This is a genomic window from Ruminococcus flavefaciens ND2009 (genome assembly GCF_000621785.1).
Classification (GTDB): domain Bacteria; phylum Bacillota; class Clostridia; order Oscillospirales; family Ruminococcaceae; genus Ruminococcus; species Ruminococcus flavefaciens_C.
This window is the reverse complement of record NZ_JHXI01000011.1, coordinates 154,232-165,571: the sequence shown is the minus strand read 5'-3', so window position 1 is coordinate 165,571 and position 11,340 is coordinate 154,232. Positions and strand designations below refer to the sequence as shown.

The 11,340-nt window shown below is 51.5% G+C and carries 11 protein-coding genes; 8 read left to right on the top strand and 3 right to left on the bottom strand.

Annotated elements, in window-relative coordinates; all coding sequences use genetic code 11:
* Positions 1-175 precede the first annotated feature (175 nt).
* Positions 176-814, bottom strand: coding sequence for a DUF4352 domain-containing protein (locus tag T488_RS0103745; RefSeq protein ID WP_028519643.1), 639 nt, complete (start codon positions 812-814; stop codon positions 176-178).
* Positions 815-1,023: 209 nt separating this feature from the next.
* On the opposite strand from T488_RS0103745, the gene T488_RS0103740 reads away from it, so the two are divergent.
* Positions 1,024-1,458, top strand: coding sequence for an RrF2 family transcriptional regulator (locus tag T488_RS0103740; RefSeq protein WP_028519642.1), 435 nt, complete (start codon positions 1,024-1,026; stop codon positions 1,456-1,458).
* A gap of 117 nt (positions 1,459-1,575) precedes the next feature.
* Here T488_RS0103740 and cysK read toward each other — a convergent pair whose 3' ends face one another.
* Positions 1,576-2,502 (bottom strand): cysteine synthase A, encoded by a 927-nt coding sequence (gene cysK / locus T488_RS0103735; RefSeq protein ID WP_028519641.1) that lies wholly within the window; start codon positions 2,500-2,502, stop codon positions 1,576-1,578.
* A 234-nt stretch (positions 2,503-2,736) separates the two neighbouring features.
* Positions 2,737-3,654, bottom strand: coding sequence for a cohesin domain-containing protein (locus tag T488_RS0103730; protein ID WP_028519640.1), 918 nt, complete (start codon positions 3,652-3,654; stop codon positions 2,737-2,739).
* A gap of 355 nt (positions 3,655-4,009) precedes the next feature.
* Between T488_RS0103730 and T488_RS18580 the strand changes: the two genes are divergently transcribed.
* The 7 genes from T488_RS18580 to T488_RS0103695 all read left to right on the top strand — a co-directional run bounded on the left by T488_RS18580 (position 4,010) and on the right by T488_RS0103695 (position 11,331).
* Positions 4,010-6,076: a cellulase family glycosylhydrolase gene (locus tag T488_RS18580; protein ID WP_051536242.1), complete on the top strand. Its 2,067-nt coding sequence runs from the start codon at positions 4,010-4,012 to the stop codon at positions 6,074-6,076.
* Entirely contained in the window at positions 6,076-6,423 is a 348-nt protein-coding gene (locus tag T488_RS0103720) for a hypothetical protein (protein ID WP_028519639.1), read from the top strand. The genes T488_RS18580 and T488_RS0103720 overlap by 1 nt, the downstream gene beginning before the upstream one ends.
* 78 nt (positions 6,424-6,501) lie before the next feature.
* On the top strand, positions 6,502-7,875 hold the full coding sequence (locus T488_RS18575; RefSeq protein WP_028519638.1) for a GDSL-type esterase/lipase family protein: 1,374 nt from the start codon (positions 6,502-6,504) through the stop codon (positions 7,873-7,875).
* A gap of 54 nt (positions 7,876-7,929) precedes the next feature.
* The gene (locus T488_RS0103710) at positions 7,930-8,847 is read left to right on the top strand and encodes a diacylglycerol/lipid kinase family protein (protein ID WP_028519637.1); all 918 of its coding nucleotides are present in this window, start codon (positions 7,930-7,932) and stop codon (positions 8,845-8,847) included.
* 2 nt (positions 8,848-8,849) lie between these two features.
* Positions 8,850-9,845, top strand: coding sequence for an ATP-binding protein (locus tag T488_RS0103705; RefSeq protein WP_028519636.1), 996 nt, complete (start codon positions 8,850-8,852; stop codon positions 9,843-9,845).
* Between the two features lie 8 nt (positions 9,846-9,853).
* Positions 9,854-10,720, top strand: coding sequence for a PSP1 domain-containing protein (locus T488_RS0103700; RefSeq protein ID WP_028519635.1), 867 nt, complete (start codon positions 9,854-9,856; stop codon positions 10,718-10,720).
* Positions 10,720-11,331 (top strand): epoxyqueuosine reductase QueH, encoded by a 612-nt coding sequence (locus T488_RS0103695; protein WP_028519634.1) that lies wholly within the window; start codon positions 10,720-10,722, stop codon positions 11,329-11,331. The genes T488_RS0103700 and T488_RS0103695 overlap by 1 nt, the downstream gene beginning before the upstream one ends.
* The last annotated feature ends 9 nt before the right edge of the window (positions 11,332-11,340 follow it).

The window sequence follows — 11,340 nt, the reverse complement described above, 5'->3', positions numbered from 1 at the left end:
CGCCGCCCTCGGCGTCCCGCGAGATATATTACACGCCCAACGGGACGCCGAGGGCGGCGTCCCCTACAAATGTAAATTCCGATTTATCTGTGTAGTTGAATAAAAACAAAGCCCCTGAGCGCAATAAAACGTTCAGGGGCAGAATTTCTGCATAAGCACCGCTGTGCTTTTTATATTACTTTTTCAGTGAGCTGTCGGCAGCCTTAATATCCGCCTCTGTGATGTGGTACTGGAAAACGGTCTCCTTTGCGCGGGGGTCGTTTCCGGTGGGGAAGAAGCAGAGAGTGAACTCGTTGAGTCCCTGATCTACGGTATATCCGCCGATAACACCGCTGAACTGACCGTTCGAGGGAATGTCAAAGGGGTCAGCGAAATACTTCTCAGAGTTGAAGTTCTTGTTTGCATAGAGCTGTGAGCGGACATCGGAATAGATCTCCTCGCCGTTGCCGTCTATGATGTAGAAGTTATTGAGTGTGCTGAGAGTATAAGCGGTATCGGTCTCGTTTCTGAGGGTAATATCAAAGTAAAGACATTTTGTACCGTCATCGTTGTGGCCGCCGTCGATAACACCGTTGAGTGTGAAGCCTGTGTCATTTGCATTTACCTCTGCGCCTATCTCAGCCTCTACCTGGTTCTCACCTGCGGGACCGTGCTCAACAGGGGGCTCCAGAGCTTCGAGGTTTTCGGTAGCAACAGTAGCGGCAGGCTGAGCTGCGGGTTCATTCTTATCTGAATTTGAATCGCTGCATCCTGCTGCGGCAGAAGCCATTACAGCAGCTGCAAACAGGAAAGCATAAAGCTTAGAAGTTTTCATTTTTCTATCCTCCGGATAATTTCAAGCCGATATACGGCGTATTTTTTTATATAAGCAAATATAGTATAGCACAGATGGATATAAAATGTCAAGATGTTAGTATAGCAGTTCCGTATAAATAAAAAACAGAAAACACTTGCAAAACATACTAAACCTATGGTATAATAGAATAACACTTGACCATAACCTGCTTGAAAGGACGTGAAATGATGAAAATATCAACAAAGGGCAGGTACGCGCTGAGAATGCTGTACGATCTGGCTATTCATCATGAGGAAGGCTATATATCGCTGAAGGACGTGGCGGAGCGTCAGAACATCTCAAAGAAATATCTTGAGCAGATAGTCCCCCTGCTGAACAAGACGGGACTTCTCAGAACAAACCGCGGCAACAAGGGCGGATATATGCTGGCAGGAAAGGCATCGGAGATAACCGTGGGCGATATACTGAGAGCTACCGAGGGAAGCCTTGCTCCCGTAGCCTGTCTGGAGTTCGAGCCCAACGAGTGTCCCAGAGCAGGTGATTGCTCCACTCTCTTTGTGTGGGAGGGGCTTTACTCAGCCATTACCGATTATCTTGACGGACTGACCATACAGGACATCATAGACAAGAACTCATCAATGGGCGGCGATTACTGCATATAATTGCGGCACAGCATAACAGAAACGGCGGCATCAGCCGCCTTTTTTATGTCCTTACGAAGATCAGCCGCTGCAGGTGCAGCGGCTGACGGTTGTTGTATATGGCGAAAAAACGAGGTATTATTCAAACATAGGAGTTGACAGATAGCGCTCGCCTGTATCGGGAAGGAGAGCAACGATGGTCTTGCCCTTATTCTCGGGGCGCTTAGCCAGCTGGATAGCAGCCCATACAGCCGCACCTGAGGAGATACCTACCAGTACGCCCTCATTTCTTACGATAGCTCTGCCTGTCTCGAAGGCGTCCTCATTTGCAACGGGGATTATCTCGTCGTAAATATCGGTATTGAGAGTGTCGGGAACGAAGCCTGCGCCGATACCCTGGATCTTGTGGGGACCTGCTGTGCCCTCTGAGAGCACGGGAGAGCTCTTGGGCTCAACTGCAACTACCTTTACATCGGGGTTCTTGGACTTGAGGTAAGCGCCTACACCGCTGAGGGTACCGCCTGTACCGACGCCTGCAACGAAAATATCCACTTTACCGTCGGTATCGTCCCAGATCTCGACGCCTGTAGTTTTCTCGTGGATAGCGGGGTTAGCGGGATTGGTGAACTGAGAGGGGATAAAACTTCCCTTGATCTCCTGAGCCAGCTCCTCAGCCTTTGCGATAGCGCCCTTCATGCCCTTAGCGCCCTCTGTGAGGACCAGCTCTGCACCGTAAGCCTTCATGAGGTTGCGGCGCTCGATGCTCATGGTCTCGGGCATTGTGATGATAAGTCTGTATCCTCTTGCAGCAGCAACGGAAGCCAGACCGATACCTGTATTACCGCTGGTGGGCTCGATGATAACGCTGCCCTCCTTGAGGAGACCCTTAGCCTCGGCGTCATCGATCATAGCCTTTGCGATCCTGTCCTTTACGCTTCCTGCGGGGTTGAAGTATTCAAGCTTAGCCAGGACTGTAGCGCCCAGCTCATTCTTTTCCTCAAGAGCTGTGAGCTCCAGAAGGGGTGTGCCTCCGATGAGATCTGTGATCTTCTTATAAACTTTCATGATAATATCTCCTTTACAAAATAATAATATTCACTGAACTGTTGAAATGACATTGACAGGGTCAACATCGCCTAAGATAAAGATAGTCCATAACGGCACCTCTCAAGTTCTACTATATTTCCTATATGTTTGGTATGATTATATTATATCAGCTATATTTACATTTGTCAAGCCCTTTTTGAAATTTTTCCGGGAAAATAAAAAAGCTCCCGCAGAACGGGAGCTTTAATGTGTTTATTCGGGCTTTGAGCCTGTTCTTGGCTTTGCTTTCTTTGCGAAATCTGCGAATTCGCCGGCAGGAGAGATGCTCTGTACCTCCATAGCGTTTGAATCGTAGTATACCCATACGAGGATAGCTGCGAGACCGGGGTTGTTCTTGAGGTTGATGTAGTAGTCAACAGTATCGCCCGGCTTGGCAGAAACGTTGTCACCGTAAGCTACGAAGCCTGTTTCGGATGAAACGTTCTGAGCTTCGATATTGCCGCCTACTCTGATAGTACCCTGAACGACCTTATCGGGAGTTACGGAATGACCTGCAACGCTTGAGAGGTCGGGGTTGAATCTTACAGCGTAGTCCTTGTTGGGAATATTGTCCTTGAGCTTGAATGTGACCTTGATGAACTGGTCATTGAAGATATAGTCTGAATCCTTTGAGATGTCGATCCAGAGTACATACTTGGAAGCAGTCTTGCTCTTGTAGTTATCAGCGGAAGAAGCCTCGGTAGGCTTTGTAACGATCTGAGTAACGACCTTGCCTGCTGCGTCGGTAGCCTTCTCGCCGTTGGCCTCTGTGACCTCGACGATCTCTGTTGCAGCCTCTGTGGAAACGGGGTCTGCCGAGTTGAGGTCTACACCGTCGTCGGGAGGAGTTATGCCCAGCTCTGATGAATCACCTGACTGGAAGGGAGTAACTACTACCTGACCGTTCTCGTCAAGGATGTTGGCGAAATCGTCGCCTGCGCCGGTGGCTGAGCCTCCAGCGTTTGTAGCGTTGTTGTTTGAATTTCCGCCTGCTGCTGTAGTACCTGCGGCAGTGGAGGTATTAGCGTCTGTGCCGCTCTTTTTTGAGTCACTTGAGCAGGAAACGACTGATGTAAGTGCCATACAGGCAACTGAAGCCAGTGCGATGGCTTTTTTTCTGAAATCGCTCATAGTTTTGCGTCCTTTCATATATAACCGTTTTTTGTTTAAATGCGAAGCAGTGCTCTTCGCTCAGCTTATATTTATTATACACAAGCGGAAAAGTTTTGTCAAGCCGAAGCGGGAAATGTAATCAATTCTTTTACAAAACTACACAGTTTCACCACCGAATTTCACTGTTCTGTCATCTTTAGCGGGCAGAACGAGGGACAATATCGGCATATTCATAAAAAAATCAGCCCCGGGACACCTATATTAGTAAAAAACAGGTATTGCAAAGATGAGCGGGGCGTGTTATAATTATAAATAGTGTTTTGGATTATGTTTTCTGATCTTTCGATCAGGCAATGAGGAAAGGACATAAAAAATGAAGAAAAATACATTAGCGCTCTTCACTGCGGCGGCAATGCTGCTGACGTCGGTGTCCTGCGCGAAGAAGGGTGGTTCTTCGGCTGTGTCGGAAAAAGAAACAGAGACGGCGGCTGCGAGCATCACGACTGCAAAAACCGAGGAGGAAACTACAGAGATGGCGACCGAGCATATAAGCCCAGTTGAGACCGTTTCGGCGACTCTTGGCTCACAGCTGACCGCAGACAGAACTATTGGAAAGGCATCGGGAAGCAATACGACAAAATTCCCGCTTGCAGACCTTATCGAAGAGGGGGACAAGATAAGGTCATTCACCTTCACCATTTATTCCGATGACGGGGGGAATATCGGAGATTTCAAGGGCGGATTCGGTATATCCGTAGCCGACGAATGCCCTGCAAAAACAAACGATTACTGGTATCAGTCACCGGATATGACTTTCCCGACCCAGGGAAGCTACGGAGAGATAACCTGGAATGTTCCCGAGGAGCTCACCGATTATATCGGTGCCAACGGAGAGGTGCTCTTCGGCTACTGGTGGGGAAACAGCGAAAAGATAAGGATAGAGAACGTTATCTGTACCTTTGACAGGACAAGGAACGTTCCCGTGGACGGCACTGCCGACGCCCAGGTAGGAAAGAGCGTGGGCTATGCCGATGAGGACAACACTATCCGCGTGCCCCTTGACTTCATTCCCGAGGGCAATATCCCCGAGACAGTGACCTTCAATATAAGCTCCGGAGGCGGCTTCGGAAAGTTTACAGGCGCTTTCGGGCTCAATTCGTCGGCGGGCTCCTATCAGTCCGTGGACACAGCGGTGTTTACCGACAGCCAGAGCCTTTCCCTGACCTGGTTCGTACCCAACGCCGCAAAGGCATATTACGCACAGAACAATGAGCTCATGCTGGGCTACTGGTGGAGCGAGCAGCCCACGATCACACTTGACAGCGTAAGCGTCAGGTACAGCCAGCAGATAGGCTATATACCACCTGCTACCACAGCGGCAGCAGTTCCCTCAGACACATCGACAACAACTACCTCAGCTGCAGCAGCCTCAGAGCTTGGCTTCCGCTCGGCACAGGAGATAGTTGATGCCATCAAGGTGGGCTGGAACCTGGGCAACAGCCTTGACAGCTATAACACCAGCAGATCCGGCATCGACACCGAGACAGGCTGGGGCAACCCCAAGACCAGCAGGGAGATAATCCAGGCAGTCAAGAAGGCAGGCTTCAATGCCGTAAGAGTACCTGTCACATGGGGCGAGCACATGGACGACACCACTATACAGAAGGAATGGCTTGACCGTGTACAGGAGGTAGTTGACTACGCATACAAGGAAGGGCTTTTCGTCATCATTGATATGCACCACGATGACTACATCTGGTTCGATCCCAAGTCAAGCTCCTACACAGAGGACAGCGAACGTCTCAAGAGCATATGGCAGCAGATAGCAGGCCGCTTTGCAAATTATGACGACCGCCTCATCTTTGAGGGCATGAACGAGCCCCGAACAGTCGGCTCCTCTATGGAGTGGATGGGCGGAACCGCCGACGAGCGCTCGGTAATAAACCGTTATGCCAAGGACTTCGTTGATACCGTCCGTGCAAGCGGCGGCAATAATGCGGCAAGAACACTTATCGTCACCACCTATGCGGCTTCCGCAGACACCATCGCCCTCAACGAGATGTCGGTTCCCAGGGGCGGAAATGTTATCCTTTCCGTTCACTACTATGCACCCTGGAAGTTCTCCGACGGCTCCGAGAAGACCTTCACCGAGAGCGGCAAGGGCGAGATAGATGCCAAGTTCGCGGAGCTCAAGCGCAAGTTCATAGACAAGAAGATACCCGTCATCATCGACGAGTTCGGCTGTGTGAACTCAGCCTCAGAGTCAGAGCGCACCGCCTACTATCAGTACTACATCAGCCACGCCAAGGAGCAGGGAATAAAGTGCTTCGTATGGGACAACGGCAAGATGAACGGCGATTCCAGCTTCGGACTTCTCAACAGAAGCAAGCTCACCTGGAACGACGCACTGCTCAGGTCCATCATGGAGGGCGCAAAGTAATGAAGCAGCGCTGTCCGTCCTGCGGAGCAAAAAATGACAGCAGCGAGGAAAAGTGCGTAAGGTGCGGATATGTGCTTTACGAGAGCAGCTTCGGTGATATCGCCGATGAGCTGGAAAAGGATATGGCAAATGTCAGCTTATCCGAGCTTGCTGCCGTAAGGCGCGAAGCAGGTCCGAGGGAAAAGCTCAGTCCCGAGGAGTTTGAAAAGGCATGGTGCGCCGCAAACAAGATAGTGCCTGTGCATTCGGCTTTTTCCTTCAGAGGTGCTCTCCGCGGAGCAGCCTACGAAAGAAAGCTGCGTCAGGCATATGAAGCGTATCTCCGCGATCTTGGGTATGATATCTGAACATTATTTACCTGTTGACACGGAACACAGAACAGTATATATTATGATTGACTGCAAAGCAGTCGGAGGAGGAATACCATGAAGAAGACATTTTCAGCTGTCCTTGCGGCAGCAATGAGCATAACAGCACTCACATCAGCACCTTCGCTGTTTACAGCTGAAGCAGCAGACAGCAAGTCGGGGATAGTCATATTCGGTGACAGCATAGGCGCAGGCGGTCTCCGCAGCGGCAGTGTTGCCCACAACTTCGGCGAGATATGCGGCGATTACCTCGGCTGCAAGGTGTCCAACTACGCGGTTTCCGGCTATGACGCAGCCGACCTGGTTCAGTCCGTTGAGAACCTGACAGACACACAGAAGAAGGCAGTAGCCGATTCCGAGGTGGTAGTCATCTCTGTCGGCGGCAATGACATCATGCACGCCCTTTCCAGGTCACTTCTTGAATATGCGGCTAAAAAGGAATCACAGAAGTTCCTCAATGAGGGCTATACAAAGGCTGACATTCCCGAAAAGCCCTCTCTCACAGACCTGATGGAAATGCTCAACATCAAGGAAAAAGGCGGCCTCATGGACTACATGAACAACGGCGGCTACAACGCAAAGCTTGAGGTCACAAACGAGATAGGCTCAGCCTTCTCAGCTATCTACGATGACGGCGGCACATTCGATGAGCAGACCATTCCCAACCTTAAAAAGGCAGTTGCAGACATAAAGGCAATAAATCCTGACACAAGGATACTTGTCACCAATATCTACCAGCCCTTACAGCTCCAGCCCTCATATGTGGAGAAGACCTACGGCAAGCAGTCCAACTATGCTACCTTCATAAGCGTGCTGAGAGGACGCTGCGAGACTCTGATGAACGAGTATGACACAAAGCTCAATGCCATTGACGGCATCGAGGTAGTTGATGTTAAGTCACAGTTCACCTCACAGGAGAAGGAGGTCTCCACCAGCGCTCCCGGCAATGCAAGCTATTTCGTTGATATACAGACAGGCTCTCTCAAGACAGGCGACGTTCACCCCAACCAGAAGGGACATATCGCCTACGCAGCCGCTATCCTTGAAAAGATAGGCAGGCTCCGCAACGACAGCGGTCTCCTGTCACAGACCTTCAACGGTCTCAGCGATAAGGACTCATACCCTGCAATAGCACTTGCTACCTACAAGAAGGTAGCAGGAGAGGCAACACCTGCGTTCACTCTCGGTGACGTTACCAACGACGGCAAGATAAATGCTGTTGACGCTTCAAACGTGCTTGCAGAGTATGCAAGGACCTCCAGCGGCGACGGCAAGGGCGAGTTCAGCGACGCACAGCGCAAGGCAGCCGATATTGACAGCAACGGCAAGATAGATTCCCTGGACGCTTCCAGAATACTTGCCTATTACGCATATACATCGACCGCCAAGGAAACACCCAAGTCCATCACAGAGTTTATAAAGACATTATAAGAAAAGTCAGCGGGCAGTATCATCTGTCCGCTGAGTCATATAGGGAGAATTATCATGAAAAGGATATATTTTGTTGTCAATCTTGTGGCAGGAAAAGCAGTTATCAGCAAGAAGCTGGGCATAATAATAGACGAATTCGTGAAGGAGGGCTATGAGGTCACCGTCCACACCACCCAGAGCGGCGCTGACGCCGTGGAGCAGGCAGTCTACGCCTGCAATGAGGGCTATGACCTTCTTGTGGTAGCAGGCGGCGACGGTACCCTAAGCCAGTGCTTGCAGGGCGTTATGGGCTGTGAGAAGAAGATACCCATAGGCTATGTGCCTGCGGGCTCCACCAACGATTTTGCAAAAAGCCTTGGCATTCCCTCGGACCAGCTGAAGGCAGCGAAGGTCATCACTCACGGCAAGCCCGTACTCTGTGACGTAGGGGGCTTCAACGACAGCTATTTCTCCTATGTTGCGGCATTCGGCGCCTTCACCAACATCACCTACGAGACCTCGCAGAAGGTCAAGAACGTATTCGGCCATGCAGCCTACATCGCAGGGGGAGCTGCTCACCTGGGCAGCATAAAGGCAAAGCCCATGCGCATAGAGTATAAGGACAAGACCATAGAGGGCGACTTCGTATACGGCATGGTCACCAATACCGCCTCCGTAGCAGGAATGATAAACATGAAGAACTTTCTCCTTGACGACGGAATATTCGAGGTAACTCTCATAAGGAAGCCCAAGAACGCCGCAGAGCTTGGAAAGACAGCCCTTGCCCTTCTGAAGAACGACATGACCGACAAGAATATCGTTTTCTTCCGCACCAACGAGGTCACTATCACCAACCTCTCCGACAAGCCCTTCTCATGGACAAGGGACGGCGAGTACGGCGGCGAGGAGACCGTGAACCATATCTGCTGCCACAAGAGGGCAGTTCCCTTCATGGTCCGCGGCAAGAGCAGACTTCCCTTTGAAAAGGACTGAGCATGAAGAAAATATACGGAAACAGACAGCTTCTTGACGCCCTTGCGGGAATGGCACAGAGCGGCAGGACAGCCCACTCCGTTATGATATGCGGAGAAAAGGGCACAGGCAGGAAGCTCATGGCGAAGTACTACACTCAGGCGCTGATGTGCGAATTCCCTCATGAGGGCGTACCCTGCGGAGAGTGCAACGCTTGCATGAACGTGGAAAAGGATATACACCCCGATGTGATATATCCCGAAAAGACGGGAAAGCTGGGGGGCTACAGCGTAAAGACCGCCCGCGAGATAATCGCCGACGCCTATGTGAAGCCCAACAACAGCAGCGGCTGCAAGGTCTACATCTTTGCGGACTGCCACAACGTTGACACGCGAACACAGAACACCCTGCTCAAGCTCATTGAGGAGCCCCCTGATTACGCCTATTTCATATTCACCTGCGCCTCAAAGTCGGAATTCCTCCCCACTATAATCTCACGCTGCGTGTGCTTCAGCACATCGCTCTGCACCGAGGAGGAGGCTGCACAGGCTCTGACGGATATGGGCTATGACAGCGAGGACATAAGAGCCGCTGTGGACTGCTTCCACGGCAACGTTGGTATGTGCAGCAGCTACATCACCGACGAGGAGCTGAGAAAGCGGGTGGATTTGACAAAAGCCATCGCTGATAGTATAATAAGGAAGGACGAGTATGCTCTGGCTGCCGAACTCTTTTCCGCAGGAAAGGAAAGAGAGGAGGTCAGGGAGGTGCTTTCCATGCTGGACAGGCTTTTCCGCGATGCAGCCGTACTGTCAAGGGACAGGAATGCCGCAGTCATAGGCTGTTCGGGAGCTGCCGCAAAGGCGCTGTCACAGACCGTTACCCCGTCGCAGGCAGCAAGGCTCCACGAGCGCACTGAAAAGGCGTGGGCAGCAGTGGAGAGCAATGTCAGCATACCCCTTGCGCTCACGGCGTACGGGGCTGAGATAATGGATATAGTCGCACAGACTTTCAGATAGGAGCTTTTATGAAGGAAATAGTCGGAGTACGCTTCAAGAGCGTAGGAAAAATATACTACTTCTCACCGGGCAATATCAATGCACAGGTGGGAGACCGCGCCATAGTCGAGACAGTCCGCGGCGTGGAGTGCGGAGAGGTAGTCATCGCCAACCGTCAGATCGACGATGAGATGATCTCTTCCCCCCTCAAGCCCATAATCAGGCTTGCGGACGAGAACGATATGAAGACCCTGGAGAAGAACAAGCAGCGCGAGAAGGACGCATTCAGGATATGCGAGGAGAAGATAGCCTTCCGCAAGCTGGATATGAAGCTGGTGGACGTTGAGTGCACCTTTGACAACAATAAGCTGCTGTTCTACTTCACAGCCGAGAACCGTGTGGACTTCCGCGAGCTGGTCAAGGACCTGGCAGCGGTTTTCAGAACAAGGATAGAGCTGCGTCAGATAGGTGTCCGCGACGAGGCAAAGATACTGGGCGGACTTGGCATCTGCGGCAGGGAATTCTGCTGTAAGGCATATATGGGCGACTTCCAGCCTGTTTCCATAAAAATGGCAAAGGAGCAGGGACTTTCCCTGAACCCCACAAAGATCTCGGGAACCTGCGGCAGGCTCATGTGCTGCCTGAAAAACGAGCAGAACGCCTATGAGGCACTGCTGAAGATAACGCCTAAAATGGGCGCTATCGTAGTTACTCCCGACGGCGACAAGGGCAGAGTGGAGGACGTGAACCTCATCACAGGAAAGCTCCGCGTAAAGACCGACAAGTCCGAGGTGCCAGTAACTCTTGACAGGAGCGAGGTAAAGCTGCTGAAGGACACCGAGATAAAGGTGAACCGCGAGGAGCTCAAGGCACTGAAAAAGCTTGAGGACAAGTAATGGCAGGTCAGGCAAAGACCAATTACGGTCTGCTCCTTGACAGGAAGCTGTCAGAGCTTGAAAAGAGCGGCGAGAGACCGTCGCTGCTGCTTCACGCCTGCTGTGCGCCATGCAGCAGCCACACACTTACGGTGCTGGACAAATACTTCCGTATAACGCTGTATTTCTGCAATCCCAACATAGCTCCCGAGGAGGAGTTCAGCTTCCGTCTCAGCGAGCTGAAAAGGCTGGTAAAGGAGATGGAAATGAGCATAGAGGTGGTGGAAGAGCCCTATGACCCTGCGCCGTTCTACGAGCTTGCAAAGGGACTTGAGGACCTTCCCGAGAGGGGAGAGCGCTGCCAAAAGTGCATAGCCTACCGGCTGAGGAAGGCAGGAGCAAAGGCGAAGGAGCTGGGCTGTGATATGTTCACCACCACCCTTACCATAAGTCCTCACAAGGACTGCGCCTTTATCAACGAGTGCGGAGGGCAGGTGCAGGAGGAATGCGGAGTGCCCTATCTTTTCTCAGATTTCAAGAAGCATGAGGGCTATAAGCACTCCATAGAGCTGTCGCGGCAGTACGGCTTGTACCGTCAGAATTACTGCGGCTGCGTTTTTAGCAAAAAGTAGGGAACGCCG

Coding starts and splice junctions, on each gene's coding strand:
- T488_RS0103745 (WP_028519643.1), bottom strand. CDS start 814: ATGAAAACTTCTAAGCTTTATGCTTTCCTGTTTGCAGCTGCTGTAATG.
- T488_RS0103740 (WP_028519642.1), top strand. CDS start 1,024: ATGAAAATATCAACAAAGGGCAGGTACGCGCTGAGAATGCTGTACGAT.
- cysK (WP_028519641.1), bottom strand. CDS start 2,502: ATGAAAGTTTATAAGAAGATCACAGATCTCATCGGAGGCACACCCCTT.
- T488_RS0103730 (WP_028519640.1), bottom strand. CDS start 3,654: ATGAGCGATTTCAGAAAAAAAGCCATCGCACTGGCTTCAGTTGCCTGT.
- T488_RS18580 (WP_051536242.1), top strand. CDS start 4,010: ATGAAGAAAAATACATTAGCGCTCTTCACTGCGGCGGCAATGCTGCTG.
- T488_RS0103720 (WP_028519639.1), top strand. CDS start 6,076: ATGAAGCAGCGCTGTCCGTCCTGCGGAGCAAAAAATGACAGCAGCGAG.
- T488_RS18575 (WP_028519638.1), top strand. CDS start 6,502: ATGAAGAAGACATTTTCAGCTGTCCTTGCGGCAGCAATGAGCATAACA.
- T488_RS0103710 (WP_028519637.1), top strand. CDS start 7,930: ATGAAAAGGATATATTTTGTTGTCAATCTTGTGGCAGGAAAAGCAGTT.
- T488_RS0103705 (WP_028519636.1), top strand. CDS start 8,850: ATGAAGAAAATATACGGAAACAGACAGCTTCTTGACGCCCTTGCGGGA.
- T488_RS0103700 (WP_028519635.1), top strand. CDS start 9,854: ATGAAGGAAATAGTCGGAGTACGCTTCAAGAGCGTAGGAAAAATATAC.
- T488_RS0103695 (WP_028519634.1), top strand. CDS start 10,720: ATGGCAGGTCAGGCAAAGACCAATTACGGTCTGCTCCTTGACAGGAAG.